Annotated in this window: 17 protein-coding genes; all 17 read right to left on the bottom strand. The window is 43.6% G+C overall.

What is annotated here, in order from left to right; translation table 11 throughout:
* Window positions 1-17 precede the first annotated feature (17 nt).
* The 17 genes from EAE93_RS21345 to EAE93_RS21265 all read right to left on the bottom strand — a co-directional run bounded on the left by EAE93_RS21345 (window position 18) and on the right by EAE93_RS21265 (window position 19,309).
* Window positions 18-266, bottom strand: coding sequence for an acyl carrier protein (locus EAE93_RS21345; RefSeq protein ID WP_036809539.1), 249 nt, complete (start codon window positions 264-266; stop codon window positions 18-20).
* A 34-nt stretch (window positions 267-300) separates the two neighbouring features.
* The gene (locus EAE93_RS21340) at window positions 301-1,416 is read right to left on the bottom strand and encodes a beta-ketoacyl synthase N-terminal-like domain-containing protein (RefSeq protein WP_036779564.1); all 1,116 of its coding nucleotides are present in this window, start codon (window positions 1,414-1,416) and stop codon (window positions 301-303) included.
* Window positions 1,409-2,695, bottom strand: a complete 1,287-nt coding sequence (locus tag EAE93_RS25160; RefSeq protein ID WP_052105790.1) for a beta-ketoacyl-[acyl-carrier-protein] synthase family protein — start codon at window positions 2,693-2,695, stop codon at window positions 1,409-1,411. The genes EAE93_RS21340 and EAE93_RS25160 overlap by 8 nt, the downstream gene beginning before the upstream one ends.
* Window positions 2,696-3,434: 739 nt before the next feature.
* Complete coding sequence (locus tag EAE93_RS21330) at window positions 3,435-4,250, bottom strand: cyclase family protein (RefSeq protein ID WP_040153717.1); 816 nt, start codon at window positions 4,248-4,250, stop codon at window positions 3,435-3,437.
* A complete protein-coding gene (locus tag EAE93_RS21325) occupies window positions 4,243-4,956 on the bottom strand; it encodes a 4'-phosphopantetheinyl transferase family protein (protein ID WP_214040521.1) in 714 nt (237 codons plus the stop codon). The genes EAE93_RS21330 and EAE93_RS21325 overlap by 8 nt, the downstream gene beginning before the upstream one ends.
* A 2-nt stretch (window positions 4,957-4,958) precedes the next feature.
* Window positions 4,959-5,735 (bottom strand): SDR family oxidoreductase, encoded by a 777-nt coding sequence (locus EAE93_RS21320; RefSeq protein ID WP_036809543.1) that lies wholly within the window; start codon window positions 5,733-5,735, stop codon window positions 4,959-4,961.
* A gap of 864 nt (window positions 5,736-6,599) precedes the next feature.
* Window positions 6,600-6,917, bottom strand: coding sequence for a helix-turn-helix domain-containing protein (locus EAE93_RS21315; RefSeq protein WP_052105791.1), 318 nt, complete (start codon window positions 6,915-6,917; stop codon window positions 6,600-6,602).
* An 86-nt stretch (window positions 6,918-7,003) separates the two neighbouring features.
* Window positions 7,004-8,383: a VasL domain-containing protein gene (locus EAE93_RS21310; protein WP_214040520.1), complete on the bottom strand. Its 1,380-nt coding sequence runs from the start codon at window positions 8,381-8,383 to the stop codon at window positions 7,004-7,006.
* A 54-nt stretch (window positions 8,384-8,437) separates the two neighbouring features.
* A complete protein-coding gene (gene tssE, locus EAE93_RS21305) occupies window positions 8,438-8,872 on the bottom strand; it encodes a type VI secretion system baseplate subunit TssE (protein ID WP_036809547.1) in 435 nt (144 codons plus the stop codon).
* A gap of 3 nt (window positions 8,873-8,875) precedes the next feature.
* The gene (gene tssJ / locus EAE93_RS21300) at window positions 8,876-9,409 is read right to left on the bottom strand and encodes a type VI secretion system lipoprotein TssJ (RefSeq protein WP_040153711.1); all 534 of its coding nucleotides are present in this window, start codon (window positions 9,407-9,409) and stop codon (window positions 8,876-8,878) included.
* A complete protein-coding gene (gene tssG, locus EAE93_RS21295; protein WP_040153709.1) occupies window positions 9,390-10,466 on the bottom strand; it encodes a type VI secretion system baseplate subunit TssG in 1,077 nt (358 codons plus the stop codon). The genes tssJ and tssG overlap by 20 nt, the downstream gene beginning before the upstream one ends.
* A complete protein-coding gene (tssF, locus tag EAE93_RS21290; RefSeq protein ID WP_036809553.1) occupies window positions 10,430-12,196 on the bottom strand; it encodes a type VI secretion system baseplate subunit TssF in 1,767 nt (588 codons plus the stop codon). The genes tssG and tssF overlap by 37 nt, the downstream gene beginning before the upstream one ends.
* A 90-nt stretch (window positions 12,197-12,286) precedes the next feature.
* Window positions 12,287-13,885 carry a type VI secretion system protein TssA gene (tssA, locus tag EAE93_RS21285; RefSeq protein WP_214040519.1) on the bottom strand — a complete coding sequence of 533 codons (1,599 nt, stop codon included), beginning with the start codon at window positions 13,883-13,885 and terminating at the stop codon, window positions 12,287-12,289.
* 159 nt (window positions 13,886-14,044) lie between these two features.
* Window positions 14,045-14,809, bottom strand: a complete 765-nt coding sequence (locus EAE93_RS21280; RefSeq protein WP_214040518.1) for a hypothetical protein — start codon at window positions 14,807-14,809, stop codon at window positions 14,045-14,047.
* 193 nt (window positions 14,810-15,002) lie between these two features.
* Complete coding sequence (locus tag EAE93_RS21275) at window positions 15,003-16,007, bottom strand: putative type VI secretion system effector (protein ID WP_214040517.1); 1,005 nt, start codon at window positions 16,005-16,007, stop codon at window positions 15,003-15,005.
* Window positions 16,004-18,610 carry a T6SS effector BTH_I2691 family protein gene (locus EAE93_RS21270; RefSeq protein WP_214040516.1) on the bottom strand — a complete coding sequence of 869 codons (2,607 nt, stop codon included), beginning with the start codon at window positions 18,608-18,610 and terminating at the stop codon, window positions 16,004-16,006. Before EAE93_RS21270 ends, EAE93_RS21275 begins: the two co-directional genes overlap by 4 nt.
* Window positions 18,611-18,817: 207 nt before the next feature.
* Complete coding sequence (locus EAE93_RS21265; RefSeq protein ID WP_036809569.1) at window positions 18,818-19,309, bottom strand: Hcp family type VI secretion system effector; 492 nt, start codon at window positions 19,307-19,309, stop codon at window positions 18,818-18,820.
* Window positions 19,310-20,299 lie beyond the last annotated feature (990 nt).

The following is a 20,299-nucleotide window of genomic DNA, read 5'->3' as shown; positions in this document are numbered from 1 at the left end:
TTCCCTTTAATTAGCAATTAATTTTTATCGTTTAAACTTGATGAGACGAAATCAAGAACGGCTCTTCCTGTATCCCAATGACTGAATTGACTTTTCACCACAGAAATACCGAACTCTTTCTCAATCTCTTTTGCTAAATCAGCTAATTCAGTAGAATCCATATCATAAGCGTCAGAAAGATTCGCATCCATATCTAAATCATCAATATTAACGTTAAGAAAGAGAGACAAAATTGTTTTTATTTTTACTTCTGGATTATTATTCATATATTTTTCCTCGCGTACTTAAATATTTTAGAGATTAAATAGCTGAAAAACTCAACGCACATACATGACCTTGGTTACTGAGGCGCTGAATGATTATTTGGTTAGTATTTGAAAACTCATTGATTTTATTAGATTGTTGTTCTCCATCCCCGTTATTTTCTGACAAGAATGATGACGCCAGGACTGAATCAATCACGCCACTGACTGAAAATTGATTATTCAAATAGGGCCTCAGATTTATAAATGATGTTTTTATCTCTTTATTTGAGAAAGCCTTACTCGTTATCTCTTTTTCATCATCATATATTCCATCCATAATAAATACAGCATTATCATTATGGTTGAATAGCTCAGCAGTATATTCTAAAGTGTGATTTCTGGTATTTTTATCCGGTGCAAAATAATCAACAAAACCGGTTAATTCACATAATATCGAGGCACCGCGCTCTAAAGCATGTTGCCGCTCTTCCAGCACCAGAAATGCAGCGCCTTCGGAAAAATCTCCTGCCCGTTTTTCGCCAAAAACCTCAGAGTGTTTCTGGCTTGATGTTTTCTCCAGTAAATTTTTAACCAACGGGCTGGAAAGATGTTCTGACGCACCACATAACATCACTTCCGCAACACCATTAGAAATCGCTTCCGCTGCATAACCTATTGCTTGCATCCCTGCCACATCGGAGGTGGAAAACGTTTTAGATTGCGCACTAAAACCATAAAGCAGCGACAATTGCCCTTGAAGCGCCGCAGGGAACCATGCCGTGGCGACATAAGGCCCCATTCCCTTTATGCCTTCAACATGGAGCGCTTTAACTTCATCCTCAATATGTTGCCATCCACCAAAACAGTTTCCGACATATATTCCAACGCGGTTAGGATCAAGCTTATCTACATCCAATCTACTCGCTTTTAATGCCATTTCAACGGCGACGATACCATAAGCCGAAAATTCATCAATTTTGCGCCTTAAGCGGTTATTGATATATTTCGCGCCATCGAAATCACTCAATGTTCTTATTACAGAACTTACAGTCGTATTATTTTTCGATTCTTGGCCCAATAACTTCTGAATAACATTTGATTTTATGGCGGTGACATCATTGCCATCAGGATGTATTGCGCCAACACCGGTAACGACAACTCTTCTACGCATTGTCTACTGCCCTCATAACAATAACACTGTGAATACCAGAAAAACCACTTGATAATTTTAACGCGGTCTTAATTGGATATGCGCAACCTTGATTAGGAATATAATCTAAATCGCAATCAGGATCTGGGGTTTGATAATTAATTGTTGGGTGAACATACTGCTTTTCTATTTCCAGACATAATGCGACAGACTCGATCGCATTAGCGGCAGCTAAAGCATGACCTGTCATTGATTTTAATGAGTTAACTGGAATACCAAATGCATTTTCACCCAAAACAAATTTAATCGCATTTGATTCGTTAATATCATTTTGAGCCGTAGAACTGCCATGAGCACTAATATAATTTACCGTTGATGGCGATACCTGGGCATCCTTCAATGCCATATCAATGCACCGTGCCATTGCCATTCCATCCGCAGGCAAGTCAGTCATATGATAAGCGTTATTGACGGATGCATACCCTGCTAATTCAGCATAAATATGTGCTCCACGCTGCTTAGCATGTTCATAAGACTCTAAAATTAATATTCCACACCCTTCAGCAATCACAAATCCATCCCGCTCAAGGGAAAAAGGACAGGTCGCCGCTTGCTGATTTTCCAACTCTCTTGATGATAGCGCCCCTAAAGCTTCAAAAGAGCCGATAGAAAGCGGACAAAGTGGCGCTTCACTTGCACCAGCCAGCATAATATCCGCTCTGCCATAACGGATATGCTCCATCGCAATGCCTAATGCATCAAGTCCTGCCGCACATCCGGTTGATATGTTGCTGACGGACATAGATGCGCCATATTTTTTCGCAACAGAGGTTGCGGCTGAACTAAAATCAAAGCTGTCATAATCTTCTGATTTAATTAAATCAGGGTGAATATTCTCTTTGCCCCCGTTGGTGATTCTGAGTAAACACTCTTCCATTCCCGCAGCATCAGCAATCGCCGTTGCTATCGCAACACCAAAACGCCGACCGTCAATGTCTGAAGGTTTTAAATTCGCATCTTGCATCGCCATCTCTGAGGCGTCTAATGCAAATTGAAGATATTTACGCTCACTTTTCAGAACAAACTCTTTGTTATTGCTATCGTCACCGTGAACCTTTCCTATTGCTCCGCTTTTAAAGCCAAATCTTTCTCTTCCCCACTCATATTTACTCACTCCTGATTTACCGTTATGAATATTGTTCCAGAATTCATTAACGCCAACACCTGTCGGCGCAACAACACCTAGCCCTGTCACCACAACTCTACGCGGTTGAGATTCATTTCTGTTATTTATTATCACAATAGTTATCTCGATAGAAATAGAATAAACATTTACTCAGGTAAGTTTTATTAATATAAAAGCTACCCATTTTCATTTAAGAAAATCATTATCTGAAAGTAGTAATATTAAACTACTTTATTTATCTTTAAATTTATATTTGTCATATATAATATTTGATTTTTATCTCCTAGCCAAAATTCTTGAAAATAAGCACCAAACCACAACTCCATTTGAATACCCATTTGGTTATTTCACTGATCTTTCATCTATTTAAACTGCAAGAATAATATGAATATTTCAGGTTAAACCAAACTAAGTTAACTCCCTTCGACCTGCCTATGGATAGAATAATTAATCTTTTTCTTAATGAACCAATTTATTCTTAAAAATCATCCAGAAAGGAGATGACAAATTTATTATCATAGAGCTGATATACCCGCTCACAGTGCAATATAACCAAACAATATAACCAAACAACATAGCAAAGATAAGATATCTTTTGCTAGCCTATATATCACCTTGCCCACTGGAATTTCCGATTAAATCGGCGTATCTACTCTACCTCTAGTTATTAATTTACACTGAGCTGTATCTTTGCGGATTCGATACAAGTAAATCATGCCATGCACAATTCATACCTCAAGCACCTTTTCTAAACATCTAAGGTATGCCCAAGTTATTAGATTTAGTTGTATGATCTTGAAGTCTCTTTTCTGCTCATATTTCCCCCGTCTTACCCTATAATTATATATTATTATTATAATATTGCGACCACTCGACTCCATGAAGCATCTGCTTTCTCTAATTTTATTGGAAAACAGCACACTTTAAATCCATAAGGTTTAGGAATACTGGTTAAATTACAAAGCCGTTCTATCTGTAAATAGGGATGATCCCGTCCGATAAAATGAGATGGCCATAAGCAATCTTTATTCCCGGTTTTTTTATAATCGTTAATCATCTCTATGAATGGCCGATCAAAGCTAAACGCATCTGTCCCAATAATCTTTACTCCTTGCTCTACTAACCATTGAACAGCACTACTTTCAATCGCTCTATAGTGAGTAAAATAGGATTTTGCTCCCAGGAGTTTATCAGCTCCGGTATTAATAAGGATAATATCATTTTCTTTTATTTTATAATTAATTTTCTTTAATTGGTTTTCTACCGCCTGTTTATCAATTGACTGATTATCATGACTAAAATCGAGTAATACGCCATGACTATAAAACCAATCCAAAGGAATGTCAGTAATTGTTGCTGGTCGCTCTTGCCCTTCATGCCACCCATAGTGATAGGGAGCATCAATATGCGTTCCGGTATGCGTGGTCAATTGATAATACATCAGTGATAATCCCATACCATCAGGAAAATCATTGTGATCAATGATCCACTTTTTGCGTTTAAACAGTTTTACAAAGGCTCTTTTCCACCATGAACTGGTATGGAAATACAAATAACTCTCACCTAATTTATTGGCTCCCTCTTTATGATCAACGATTCCCCTAGTTACTTTCTCAGGTTCCCAAAAATCACAATCTATAGGAACACTTAAGTCAATAATATTACTCATCTTTGTTCCTTATAATTTCGGAATAGTTTATTTCCTTGATATTTGGTGTAGAAATTACCTTCTTTTGAGATAAGGCACAAATAAATTGCTGATTATGAATCAATAATGTGCTCGCTTCTAATTCTTTCATATCTTTAACAGAATCAGGGTTATTAGCCAATAATTTCTCATGTAAAGTCGAAGCAAATAATTTAATATATGCTTCAAGTCTAACCCAATAGTATAATGACATTAAATGATAATAATTATGAAATCCGGGACTTACTCCTGATCGTTGTTTTAACATTACACCTTGCATATATTCCAGCTCCTCATCTTTAATAAAAGATTCAATAATTTCTGAAAATTTTACCTTAGAAGGAGTGACTTCAATATCAACACCTATTTCCCTTGAGCTAAAACCGATGGCACAATAGTTTCCTGAGGCACTCAATGAAAAATAATATTTGAAGTCTTGCTCCGTGGATATATAAGGTTTCCCGTTATCATTCGTTATGATTTCATAATCAGATAAATACTGACTTAAAACATAACGTAATGCAGCCCGTCTAAATATAAATTTTTTTCTTCTATCCGCTAAACAAATTTGATTATGGCGAACTATATCGGAACGGTGAATTAACTGTTCAATAGAAGCTAAATCAATATCGTCGATTTTTACAATCCAAAGATCAAAAAAATCAGAGGATAAAGAAACACCGTCCATGATTAGTAATTACCTAATCCACCACACACATTAAGCGCTTGAGCGGTTACGGCCCCGGCGAGAGGGGATGCAAGATAAGCAACCATTTCAGCCACTTCATTAGGTTCAACATATCTTCCGATAGGAACACGCTCCTCTACTCTTCTTTTCGCCTCTGCCACATCAGTGCCCCAAATTCTGGCGTAATGCTCTCTGACACGCTCCGCCATCTCACTCTCAACAAACCCAGGACAAACCGCATTAACCGTAACACCTGAACCATTACGCGCTAATTCAAGCCCTAATGATTTAGTCAGGCCAACAACGCCATGCTTAGAAGCAGAATAAGGCGCGCCATGAATAACACCTTGTTTTCCGCCGGTGGAGGCAATATTGATAATTCTGCCGCCAGATGACATTAATTTTCTTTTCAAAACTTCATGTATAACAAAATAAGTGCCATTTAAATTAATGTTTATGACATTTTGCCAAGTTCGTGGGCTTATTTCAGCAGTAATACCGCCACCAGAAATGCCAGCGCAATTCACAAGCACCGCCAGCTTATTATCTTCAAGCTCTAGTTGGTCAAACGCTTTTTTAACATCTTCATGATTAGAAACATCACAAACTATTTTCTTTGCAAATTGACTACCATATTTATTGCGTAACTTGTCAATCGCACTATCAAGACGCTCAGGAGTACGCGATAATAATATTGGTTCAAAGCCATCTTCAGCTAATCTTTCTGTAATTGCGAAACCAATATCTCCTGTCGCACCGGTAATAAAGGCATATTTCATCTGAACTATTCCTATCGTTATTTATACCCGTTATCTTTCAAGTTGCCTCTTTGTTGGCTGCACTCACTCACCCCGGTCACAGAGTTATCTATGCTCCCGGGGATTCGCTCCCTTGCCGTCGCGATGCATATTGAAATCTATAGGGTATATATTATTGCTATTCACGGAAAAACACGATTACCCCTAACAAGCATTATTCACAAACTAGTGACAGTTTTTGTCAGCATTTACAAAAAATATTAACCAATTCTCGTAAAAATCAATAATATAACAATGTTACATTTACTACAACGTATTAATACCAAAATACTTTATCATACCGCTATACAAATTCATCTTTTTCTGACTAATCAGAGAATCAAATAAATAATCAGTAATAACCACTTTATTTACAATTGGTTGGAAAATAAGATATTATGAATTAACCGTTAGGTTATTTTTTCATGGAATGACAATTGATAGATGGGACGACGTGTAATATAGGAAAATCTGAAAGCTTTTACTACCTATCTCTTAAACAGGCTTATGTGCCCAATTAACCCCATTGTCCGCATAGATTGATGATACATCTTCTAATAACATATTCTTACTGTCAGGATGTCAGACCGTTTAAAACCGGCGATATACCAAAGTTAATCACCGGCCAGCTTATGTGACAGCTTAATATATTCCTGATTCATCTATAAAATATAATTATTAGTTATATTAGATATAATCAAGAAGATATATTCCGGCAACGTTATTAAAAGGAATTAAATATAAAGATCATAATTTCTTAACATTCTCTATCAGAATAGTTTAGATCTTAATTTTATAACAAACAATTCGCTTATTAATAAAAGTCTTACCGGATATTTATTATATTTACGCGACTTTTATTATTTTATCTACCGCGACAGTCACCATACCTTCATGATAACTAAATTCAAAATTCCAACCGAGCCGATTTAGCATATTGAATAATTTATCAATAGTGTGGTTTTCCAGCTTTCCATTAATAATCTCGCTAATTCTCGCTTGAGTCGTTCCCAAAAGCTCCGCCGCTTTTACCTGACTTAAACCACGCTCCTGAATCATCTTGCGGATGATCACCATTAATTGAGCGCGAATATGTTTATCATTTGCTTCGTTAGGATTATCGCTTGATGAAGCATAAGGGTTTTTCGTTACTCTAAATTCCATCATCTCCGCCTTAAATTAACACCAAAACCGACAAACTATATCAGATTTGATATAAATTCAAGTTGCTTTATATTCTTTCCACAAACTTACCCTCCTACTTTCAACAACAAATAATAGCGATTCAGCAATTGATTAAAACGGGTGTTAATTTGCATCAGTAATGCCAGCGATACGGTACCGCTCTTTTTTTGTTCCGCCAGTTGACGTAGCAATTCTTCTAACGGCGGAGTACTCGCCAACGGTTGCCGAATACCAAACACCATAGACTTCAATTCAGAACCGGTAAGATAACGACCACGTTTCTCGTCCAATGCGTCAAGTCGTTCTGTCAGATGTTGCAGGCGTAATTGAGCCTGATGGTAATTTTCCAACGCCTGTATAGGCAGCGCCGCCGCTTCACGCCGGTGTAACCACTGATTTTGCATATCCTGTACTGCCTGGCTGGCCGGCCACAATGTGCGTAGCTGTTGCAATAGATGAGAACCATAATTCAAGGGCCACAAGGCCGGTAAATCGTTTAAATTTGTCAGTTGCGCACGACTCGCATCCAACGTTTTATCCTGCAATCGGCTCAGTAGCGCCGCGTTGTCCGATTGGTGTAATTCGGCAAGTTGAGCCGGCAGCAGTGTCTGCGGTAATGGATAGGTCGTCGCCAACAAAGCCTCAACCAATGGGGACGGTTGTTGCAGCTTGTCCACCAGCCAACCGCCTGTCACCACTAACGCACAAAATACAACTCCCGCCACAAAACCGTGCCAAGCTTTCCAGCGCGAGGCAGCCAAGACCTGAGCGACTTTGACTTGCGGTTGCACCGATGAGGTTGTCTCCTGTACCACATAGATCAGTTGCGGCGCAGATGATTCCTCAAGCAGCAAAATAGCATCATCTTCAACAGGCTGCGCCGAGGCGAGAGATACCGGTACAGCGCCCTTTTCCTGCTCCAGACACTCTAATCGCCGGGCGCTGTTGTGAAGCTGTACACGCAGGCTGTCGAGTTTACTCACATGTTTCAGCTCCAGACGTTGAAGCACCTCGCACAACTGTTCAAGCACCTTTTCCACGCGGTAAATGAGCGGCAAGTCAAGATAAGAGAAGACGCAAGTGCGCAATACCTGCTGTAAACGCGCAACCAGCCAGGCGAAAATTTCAATCCGTGCATGAGTCGGTTGAGGCCAGAACCGCGCCCATTGATGGCTCACTAATCCATCAATCAAGGCTAATCCTTCATCAATACCGGCTAATCCAGAGCGTTGAGCTCGGGCCAATGTGTACCAGGCGGCACTTTGTAGCTCTACGCCATTTAATCGAAACAACGCCAGACAAAGTTGTTCAACTCTGGCCCAATCAACATCGGGCCGAGCCGGATGGTTCAATTTACCTATTTCTTCTTTCAGCGCACTGAATTCCGGCAATGCGCGTGGATCATCCCCGGTATGTATCGTGTTACCGGACGATATCGCAGTCATAACAGTTATCCTTATCAGACTATTTCAGCAAGCTAGCCTAATGAAACAGAGGGGTTAATCTATATGGCCCTGTTGACGTAAATGGCGGATTAATACCTTTCCTTCCGGCACAAACTCCGTACTAAAACGTACTAATCCTATCTCTTTCAGCTCCGCGTTGATGTCATAACGCAGGTGCCCCGGCTCAATTTGCGGCAATAACGTGATATAGACTTGTTTCAAACGCGGCTCATAGGTCAACAACGTGTGTTCGATTGTGGCAATCAGATCCTGTGACGACGCGGGCAGCCCCTGCAAGATGACGTTGAAATCAGGCAGACCATAATCCGGTAAATGAGCAATAGAACCCGCACGACTGCTAAGGATACGTTGCATATTATCCATCACGGATAAAATCACCTGATTTCGTTCATCGATCTGTTTGAGATCCAGCCCGCCGTTAAAGTTAAACATCAACATTTCGTAAAGCGAAGGTCTTAGATGTTTCATTGATCACCCCTTCACATTCAATGTCAATGTGCCTTTATCCAACTCGATGGTGCGTGGTTTATCAGCATCCAACTCATCACGTCTGATCACCAACCGCCAACTCTTATTGGCGGCATCCGGTGTGTGAAATAGCCCCACAACCCCAACAAACCGCGCCGTTTTCTCCATCGGCATATCCAGTGACACACTCCCCTGCGGCGCCACTCGGATATCCCGCTGCGCCAGCCGATCCGCCTTAAGCACTTCGCTGTCGCCTTTCACCAATTCCGCATAACTGGCACGCTCAAACGCTTTATTGTCTTTAAGCTGATAAACACGTATTACCGTGCTCAACGGAGTTTGCGCGCCGGTAATGTTAAGCGCGCTGCGCGCAGTGAAATCCAGACGCAGCATTTTCACCTGCTTATGGAAAATGGAATGCGTAACAGCTACCGTGCCATCAGTTACGGTCTGTGTCAGACCACATCCGGCTAACCCAACTGTCACCAAACACACTATGCCGCCCATTATGACGGATTTAAAATTGATAGCTGCCATTCTCGGCCTCCCTATATTGATAACTCGGTAAGAGCCCTTGATAGTGCCCCAGATTAATTTTCACCATGCCAGAAACCGTTTGTGATCCCGGTTTCAATCCCAATACACCTGTTCGGCCTAACCGAACACGCTGTTTCCCCAACTGCGCTGACGGCAATACCCATTTGGGTAAGGTGAGCTGTAATCGCACACTGCAACGCCAGCCCAGATAAACACGCAACAACACCAACAGGTCGGTATGCAGTTCCCCCTGCGGTAACCACCCCTGCGCTTCATCGGTATTTTCGGTATAGAGCTCCAGCACCATTTGGCTGTTAACATCCGTCCCTACGTTGCCCAGTACTGGACGTTGAGAAAATTGAACCGGATGGCGACGACTTAAGCGAACCGGTTGGGTCAACCGCACTCGCCTGCGATCATGGGGAACCACCTGTACCTGCGTGAGAGGAGCCAACAGCTTAACCAGCGCCATCACCCCTTCCGCTATCCGGGTCGGCAATCGCATGATGCTGAGTAGGGCCAAAAAGCGAGAAACCGGCGTTGCAATATGTTGCTGGCTGCCGGTGATCCCCAAACCAATCAGCCCAAGCAAGCACTGCGATGTTTCATCCTGACCACTCGGTTCATAAGTCGCGGGATAGGAGTATTTACGCCAGATACGGTAATACTGGGTCATCATTCGATGGTTAAAAATATCCAGAAAGTCCGCCACGCCTTCATAGCCTTCACTCTGCTGGACGATATCGTTCAGATAAGCGGTGGGCAGCGGTGAATCGACGCCATACAGGCCGAGAAACGTCGTGCGTACTGTCGGTGGCTGTTCAGGCTGTTGCTCATCCCACTCCACATTTTTCAGTTCACCGGCGGGAAAACCCATACCGGGATCAGGCCGGAAACGGATCGGATCATCACCGGGCGACATCGTACTGCCCAACGGCGGGCATCCATCTCGCATACTCTCTAGCAACTGGCAGAAGCGATAAAAGTTAAAATCGTAAATATTCGGCGCCAGCTGCTGCATTAGCCGGGAATACGCTGATTGTGATTTTCTTGCCATCGCAAACATCTCCCAGAAGGTTGAAGGACCAGTGTCAATTGGTTAAACAGATGAATATCGGTATACAACGAGAAGAAGCGGTTAAGCAGCTCACCGAACAGGAAAATATCGCCCTCGCCGGAGAAGCCGTTGCTATTAAGGGTTATCTCAATATCAACGCCCCGTAGCAGAAAGCCCTGTTCAAAACGTTGGATTAAGGCGTGTTTCACCCCAACAATGGCGTCCAGACAGCGGCAGTTCATCTCATCATCGGTCCAGTTATAAAGCCCTAACGTGCCGCGCAGCACCTCTGGGTTATCCATCATGCTAAGAAAGTTAGAACCGAGATGGCTCAATATCCGCCAGTGGAAACGATCGTTCGCCGGGGGATAACAGGGCAATGTCGGCGAGCAAAGGTTCCTTACGCGCAGCTGGCCTGCGGCGGAGTGTAATGTCTGCTCAAGTTGGGTGTTACGTAATGCCTGACGAGGTAACTGCCCGTTGGTACCGGTAATACGCAGTGAAAGGGTTTCATCATCAAGCTCAGGGTCAGTCTCAAACGATTCCCCACCGAGGATCAGCCAGGTATCGTGCAAACCCGAAGGGCCTCGACATACACGAGTATGGAAATAACGCTCCGGCGCGGAACTGCGCATAATGCCGCCCCGATGGCGAAAGCTACTGAACGGTACAAAACACTGCGCATCACCTCGTCGGGAAGAGGAGACTTCATCCACCGAGTAAATTTCAGTATGACCATCCTGAATACGCATTGGGCGCAATAGATACTCATTTTGCATACGCGAAATGTGCATCGGATCAGCTTCAACACGGAACAAATTGATTACCGGCACACAGTGCAATCGGATATTTTCCGCTGAAAATTTCAACTCATAAGGCCACGGTTCACTCAGTACGATATCTAACTCAAACCAAGGCGTATTGGCTGGAATGTCTAGCGAATCCAAACCATTGAGCGCCACAAACATAAATTTTTCACGGAAAGTAAAATATTCGAGCAACAATTGATAACCACTGAACGCGCTCTCCTGTTTCGGCCACAAAACATCATCGTTGTCGAATCCCATTGGGGAAAAAGAGCCATTCTCAAGACGAGAACGCCCTTCCCGACTGGGCAAGCGTGCGTAAATGTGTTGAGTCTGTCGGGTCAACGCCAGATGTAAGGCAGAACTCACCGGACGGCCAGCTTTGAGATACAGAGGCAGCCGTGACAAATCCACCTTATCCCACTCCGTCAACTGGCCGCAGTCAAAACGCAAACGGATCACTGAACGGCCGTCGGCTTCATTTTGCAACGTCGCAGAAGCGATATGCAGCGGTGTAATCGGTATATCACGGGTAGTCCGATAATAGCAGCGGGTCTGGCTTGGCCCTACGGGCTGAGATATCACTTCAAACCCTTTGGCGATCACTTCACTTTTTGGCAAAGTCTGATAATCAGGCGCCAATTCAACAATGGAGAGTGAAGGAATAGTGCGCAGATAGTGCGGCCACAGCAAACTCACCAGCCCTTCCGTCAGTTCCGGCAAATCATCATCAAGTTTCTGACGCATCCGCCCCATCAGGAAAGCGAAGCCTTCAAGCAATCGCTCTACATAAGGATCGAGATCCCGATCGTCACTCAGATTCAGCATGGCGGCCCGATCCGGGTGCGCCTGCGCAAACTCTTTACCCGCCTCACGCAGATAGTGCATTTCCGCTTCGTAATAGCGGAGAATTAAATCATCCATATCATCACTCTTAAGGTTGTTATAAAAACGAAAAAAGGGGTAAAACTCGTCGAAAAGGTGTATGACCGCACCTACACCGGACAGACAGCATCAACCACAAAGCACCGAAGCTCTGACCGGATCAATCGCCACCAACCCAGCCAGCAGAGCCTCCATCCGTTGCGCCATCCTTGCCTTATCATGTTCACTGCGTTGGGCTTTCATGCGCAGCAACTTAAGCAGACACGCTTTTACCTCAAACATCAGCTCCGGCTCCCATTCGCCAAGATTGAATTGCTCATCGGCGTCAAGCTCGGTCAATAAATGCAGCGCCATTTCATTTTTGCCGTATTGCTCCGCCACCCGCGCCATCAGCAAACGTTGTAACCAGCGGTGACGCGCTCCATTGATGCCGGGCAATTGCCCCAACCAGCGTAACGCCGCATCAATGCCGTCGCTGTCCGCCAGTTGCAACGCCTCCGCTTCCAGCGACAAAACATCATCATCGCGCCGAGGTTGCGCCGGTAAATGCTCAAACTGCCAGTCGGCCTGATTGTCATGAACCTGTTGGGCTATCCAATCGGTTGTCACCTCATCAGCAAAGGGCGTTCCGTCGTTATAGGCCATACTCTCCAGCCCCGGCAGCCGTTCAAGCAGGATTCTCAGATCGTGTTTGATGATGTCCGCCCAACCTTCGTAAGGGCAGCCCAATCGGTTTAATGCCTGACAGAGATACCACTGCAAATCCAGCCAGAAATGATTCACCCCTTCCGCAAACATGCGCTCGGCCTGCTCCAATAACTCATGCCAGTTCTGTTGCCGGTAGAGCCGCTTTAACTGGGCGCGATATTCGGTGCGGGGAGGCACCAGACGAGTGCGCTCATCGGCATCCTGTGGCGGTAGCTGATGTACGGTATCCCAACGAACACTGCGTATCAGCCGGGCGGAAGAGAGCCAGCCCTGAGGCTGATCACTGAGATAACGCACCAGTTCCCGCGCCTGATTCAACAGATCACGCCCAGATTGCACCTGACGCCATACCGGTGGTTCACCCGGCGCTGACGCATTGCTCTGCCCGCCCGATGGCGCTGCCGGAGCGGCAGTTTGCGGCACCACTGCACTCACGCCGCCGGACTGAGCTAACCGGTTTTCTAGTGTTCTTGCCAGCCCAACGAGGCTTGGACGAGATTCTTCATCCCAAGAGGAAAATGAGTGTTCCAGCAACACCAACGCCGCCAGAATGTGGTCAAAATCAGTCCGATTGACCTCTGGATAGCAAGATAAACTGTCCCGCATCTTTGCGCCGGTCAGCCACTCCAGCGCGGCTTTACGGCTGCTAGCTCGACTGGGCAGCAGGGCTTCACCAAAACGATCCACCAGCCCGGCCAATAGCGCCAACCCTTCTGCCAGACCACGCTCCCCCTCACAATGCAGCCTGGCCCACACATAGTAGGTCGCCACGCGGACATCTTTACATTTGGTGGTCAACAACCTTTCCGCCAGTTGACAAATCAGAGCGGTATCAATGCCACTGATTTTGTTGACCTCCTCCCGCATATGCTGAAAATCGTCTTCATAGACCGGATCATTACCTGTGGGCGCATCGGAACTAATGGGTAACAACCAGTTTTCCCACAGCGCCGCGTTCTGCCGTGCTTCTGCAAGCGCATCGCGTTCAACAAAACAACTCGCAATTAGCTGTTGCAGCATCTTTATATTCTCCTTTAATGCTGAATATCTCTGTCAGCCACTGGAATCCTGCTCATTAATAAAGAGACAGAAATAACTTCACCGTCGCTATTGAGCTTATTACTCAAGCGAATAACGCCTTTAAACATCACAGTCCCTATATTATTAAGAGTAAATTTTTCACATTTCCAAGGTGATAATATTGCCTTGATTATTAGATGCCGCCCGTGAAAGAGACTCGATGATTTTTACCAGATCTTCTCTGGCAATAAATTTCTTCGAAAATACGAGATCGATTTTCTGATTTAAATAAACAGCGACCAGCACACTATTTTCACGTTCCTCAACCTTATTAATACATCCATAAGGCAAGAAAATAGTTTTACTCAAGGCGGTCGGTGTTAACAAAAAACCATCCTCTTTCTCGGCAAAGAAACAGCGATCTTCTGTTTTACGATATGAAACGAAATGCATCGCCGCTATCATCATACAAATATTAATCGCGCCATGAATTAACATCACCAGCGTCAAACCACCAAAAATACACGCTTTTTCCCGATACCTTCCCCGTACAAAATAAACAGTGGAATCGGAAGCATTATTATTGCCTTGATATTCAGAGAATGGGGATAGCGTAACTCTTTGAATCGACAACAAACAGCCAATAAAATAAACCGCGCCAAATGGAAAAAAACTCGACACAATAAAAGAGCTGATTTTTGCATACTTTGGCATTTTGAGAATAACAAATAGATTAACCACCTCCAGCAAAATAAAAACCACCATCAAAGCATTCACTATTGATGACTTATCAACAAGATATTGCTCTCTAGAAGAGAGAACAGAATAATCAGCACTAAGTACTGTTATAGCCGCCAGAAAGACGAAACAGGTTAACACATTAATAGCCAAACCTATCCAAGCTATTTTATAGATCTGATTCACAAAAACTCCCTAATTTACACAACATTACATATCAAACAGATAAATTTATATAAAACTTCACATTGGATAATTCGTGACTGAATTTTCCAAAGGTAAGCAATCTATTAATATCTATACGACTGGTTATAGATAATTCCGAGTACTACTCGGTAAATCTTTAATTGAGTTGTTTTACTCCATCCTATTACTTGAATCAGTAATAGTAATAATAACTTATAAAACAATCTTTATCGGGTAAAACTCTTTCACTCTCCTTATCGGATTGCTCGTCGGGAGAATTAGCCTTGATCTCCTTCAACCTCTTTTTTGTGAATTTCTCAAGATTAATTTCCGTAGGATTAGGGAAACCCAATACCGTGAAAATCTCCTCAGCCAGCCTAAATGTCGGTTTAGGTTTTCTCATACAGGAAAAATAGATTAACGGTGAAAGGACAATTGCCATCAAACCACAGAGTGAAGCGATACATTTTATATAACCAAGAATATCTTCTCCGTTTTGTTCATCAAAAAGGCTCGGTATCATAAATATAAAAAATAGCAGTAAAGCAAAATACCAAGTAGCGCGTATCTGATATTTGGCATTTGAATGAATCCCCTGCTTACAACGCGGCGTCATAGAAACAATCCTTAATCCGGGATGGGCAATGGCATAAACCACATAATGCCCTTCTTTCTCTGCTACCGCTAATTCAACATAATCACCTGCTTTGGCTACCGTAAATCCTAACCAGCCGTGGAATGGGATGCCATTGATTTTCCCCCGCACAAAATCACAGACATCACGCTTCCGAACGTTGGTTGACGAATTAGACCCCGAAGTATTTCCTGCCAACGACATTAATAGCCCTGCATACAACTCCCGTTCCTCCTGACGGGCAAAGGCAACCGGATCATATTCACGATCGGTAAAATAACCAATTACACACAGAGTTTCGAACTCTTCCAATACACCGCTCACTTTGATTAATGGCTTACCCGGCGGTAATTCCGGTGGCGGTGGCTTTTTTGCCAATATTGCATCCAGTTCAGGGATTTTGGCTTGAATCTCCGCAATGGCTTTTTCTATTTCTTCTCTATCTTCAGGATAACGCGGAATCATTACTTCTCTTTTAACTGATATTCGTGTATCAAGACGTCTTCTCTGACTTTTTATTTCCTCAAAATCAATGGCCTCTTTAAAAGAACGATAGGTACTCATATGCCGTCCTTAATTGCATTAGCAAGACTGTTACGTTGTTCTTCACACAACTTATCTTTCTGTGATTCAGGGTAAATCCATTGCGTGGATTGCAAATTCTTCGCTGGTTCCAAACCAAAAACACAACTCCGGCACCATTTTTGTAAATCATTATCAGAAAAATACGTCACCAACGCTTCAACCGCAAAAATTAACAGCATCGCCTCCCAAGTACACAACCAAGCAAGAGTTTCCCACGCTAAAAGCTTTGCTACCCCCTCAACAAATAAATTTTTAGAAGAAAGTAATGCTCTATCAATTAAAACTTCTAATAAACCATTTAATGCTTTTACTAACTGCATAAACTCATAAGCACTTTTAAGACCGTAAAGGCCAATAAATTGCCAGCGACCTCTGCCATGCAATTCAGAATAAAGGTCACTGGCATCTACCCCCAGATTTAATGCAGAAGAGAGCATTCCCGCACTCGCCCCAATAAACTTAATGGTGTTGGCAGCAATCACATTTTCCATTCCGTGCTTAACTATTGGCTCTACAATCTCCATCGCCGTACTTAATGTACTTAAAAACGCAGAGGTCACCTGCGTTTGGCTCTTAACATCCCCTTTGCTCTCTTGTAGCTGATTGGAAAACTCCAAGACATTGGAAGCCAAAACTAACCATTTAATCCGGGATTTTTTTAATACCGGCTCTCCTTTGGCGCTTCGAGCAAATTCCTTAAAATTACACTCATAATTATTTTCAGCTTCAAGACGAACTTTCACTCCCGGCTTCTTAAGCTGTTCCAACACCTGCCGCCGAAACGCATTACCCTCCTTAAGTTGTGATACCGATAATTCAACCACCTGATCAAGCGGCACACCTGAAATCACCGATAACAGCGTTTTACTCAGCATTTCATTCATGCTATCCAACACTTTTCCCAAGCGAGTAAAATTCAAGAACCGATCCCCCAGCGTGACCAGTCGCCGGTCACAATGCAGCATGGCACGGGCAAAGGTGCTGTCGGATCTTGGTGGCTTTTCCAGCGCTTCATTCGCTTTATCGTAGGCTTCAATCAGTTTCCCGCTCAGATCTGACACCGCTTTCATAAAATCCGAAGGAGCCGCCGGTTGATGGTTATCCTTATTCAGCTTCATCTTCTGTAAGAACCCGTCCATCTCTTTCATCACTTCCGGGTTATTCAGCAATAACGAGCGCCAGATAATATTTTGCGGCGACAGCGCAGAATATTCGTCAATTAAGGTATCTAAATATGCACAACCAGTTTCGGTCACGTTAAGCGAAGCGATGGAATAATCCACCGCCTCACGATAATTGAGGTTGTCCTCCAGCCGGGTGGAATGAAAATCCTGACAACAGGTAATAAACCCACTCTGTTTTAGCCAGCTCACCCTCAACTGAGCCAGTTGTTCCAGCTCTTTCGCCACGTTGGTGCAAAGATCGGCATAACATTGGTTAAATGCCAGTCGTTTAGCCAGATTCAGCTCTGCGGTATATTTTTTCCAATCGCGGGCAACAGATTGCTCATTCGCTTCCACCATGTCACGAGTAACATACTCTCTAAGTTTAGCCTTCTGCTGATCGGAAAAAGCCTTGTACTCCTCCTGCTGAGTGACTTCAAGCGCTTTATCAACCTGCCCTTGCACACCTGCGGCTTTCAATTTATGCAGTTGATTCTCCACACCATTCAGTGAACTGTCAGTCATAAATTCGATCGACAATTCATCCACAAAGGTTTTATGCGCCCCGGCGATATCATCACTCCAACCCGCTAACTCATGCGCTATCCCTATCGGATCATGCAACGCTATTAACACCGGCGATACCGGCGTGCCATCTTTTGCCAGCCCCCGCTTTTGCATCGCCCTGACCGTAATGTCCGCACATCCCGCTCGCTTGCTGCTCCACGGATACAAGGTGCTCTTCGGCCTCAACGCACCGTGATAAATTTCGTAGTAGGGCGCCTCTTCTAATGTCCGACTGATACGCGACACTTTCCGGTTGCAAGGCAGCACATATTTGCCGGAGTCGTTGTCGCCCAGACAGTAATCGATGACCCCATTCAAGTTTTCTACCGTCGCCTGAGCAATCCCCACCCCTTCCGGCACCCCGCGCCACTGCCACGGTTTCACGCACTGCATCCGCTTTTCCCGCGCTGCGCGATTGTTGTGATAATACTTGATGGTCTCCTGGCTCCACATTGAGGGAGAGAAAGCCAGCCAGGTCTCCGTATACAAGGCCATATCCCTTAGCGCAATAAATTCCACATTAGCGCTCTGATGAGTCGGTACATAACAATCTGAGGTTTTCTGGGGCAAGACACCAAAAGGCGCACTCAGATTTTGCCACAATGCGCCATCCTCGCTGACACTCCAGGTATCCCAACTATCCAGTTCATCTAATCCGGCACTAGCGTAATAGACATACAAAAACCCCTGCCGTAAGGCCCGCAGCGCATAATGATAGCCCGGCGCAGAAGGTTCTGGCGTTTCCGCCCACGCCGGCAAGGTTTCCGAAACATTATCAGGCACCACGGTATAGCGCACCGGCAGCAACGCCGGTCCGATGGACTCACATGTCCAACATAATGGTTCATTCATAACAACATCTCCTGGTTCTTTGAAGAAACACCTTAAATCATTAGGTATTTCCTAAATTCCACCGCGCTACATGCATAGCCCTCGGTAAAATTTATTTATCTAGTAAAGGTCATCCCGCTCGGTTTCCCATTTAACAGGCACCGCAACAACACGATGCCTGTGAGATTATTCGAGCTGATATCCCCTCGTACTCAGACCATCAACTCATTACGCCTGATTACGCTCATTCCACGCATCAGAGTGAATAATGTTGCCGTCTTTGTACGTCCAGGTGATTTTCTCGTAACGAAGCTCAACACGTTCCAGATGGTTGTGCTTCTCCTTGGTAGGATCTTTGATGTCATGCATCAGCGGCGCCACTTTCACCACCTTCACATTGTTCAGATGAGTGATGAAATAAACTTTCTCCTGACCGGCATCATCAATTTGGTACCACTTGAATTCCGCCGATTTCAGGGTCTGACCTGTCGTCACCGCCTTATACAGATACGGACTGGATGCATCCATTTCTTTGGTAAACACCAGCGGCGCATGCACACGAGTACCGGTCAACTTGCCGGTATTGTTATCCGTCGGGATATGCAGCGAATGTTCCAGCGCCACCACTTCGATACTGCCTTCCCGGTTATGTACATCCACCGAGCCTTTGATGTCGGCGCCGCCGTCATCTTTCAACCATAAATACGCAGGGATTGCCATGCTTATGATTCCTCTATTGTCAAACGGGTAATGCCGCCCAATATCCGTGAATATTGGCGACGTGATTAAAACCCCAACCGAATAACGCTTCGGTTGTTAACCCTGATAAATTCAGGGAACAATAAATTTGACACCGGCATTTCCTGACGAAATGGTTAACCGGAATAAAATAATCGCACAAGCCTGACAGACAACTGCAATTAATAGATTCAGTAATAGCATTCACCACAACTGAATAATCTGATTCTCCTCAAGGGTGCATATTAAAATCAAGTATTTTTTTATCAAATAGCACAATTTGTTTAATACCAACGGCAAAATTCAGCATATTTAAACCAATCTTAAACGGAATGTAATTTGTTGATATAAATATGTCGCATTAATTTCAACAATATGATATCGGCTAATTATTCTAATATTTATTCGTTTCAAAATCATGATAATAAAATATATTTCTATACTATTATCAATATCTTGCAAAAACAAAAAATACAACACATGCATTATTCCACTATCATGATTAACACCTACCATTATAAACACTCAAACATGCGTAGAAAAGAATGATTCTCAATTATGTTATGCGAATGAGAATAGATTTCATTATTGAGAATAATTTCATCGATAATAGCCTTCCTCTGATTCAGAGGCAGCGATTATCCTGCCTCATCACAAAGCATTAAAGATAAATAGGAATATCATGATGATATGATTACAAAATATTAACTATCGGATGAATCACTGAACCCCATTAGATATCTGATAATAACCGGAGGATAATCGCCATTTATCGCCGCCGATTGATACCGTCAAATAAGCGATTATTCTGTCATCCAGTTGTCGTTATTTCTCTTTCTCACCAGCTCAGGCCGGTTATTTCCCCTATTCTCCTCAAAAATGGTTTTCGGCAGGGTAAATCCTCTCAGTTTCAATAATACCAGCGGCCCTTTCCCGACTTCGGTACGTAATACCCAGGTCAGCGGCAACCCC

The organism is Photorhabdus akhurstii (genome assembly GCF_018448925.1).
Lineage (GTDB): Bacteria > Pseudomonadota > Gammaproteobacteria > Enterobacterales > Enterobacteriaceae > Photorhabdus > Photorhabdus akhurstii.
Note: the sequence above shows the minus strand (reverse complement) of the source record. Positions and strands in the feature narration are given on the sequence as shown.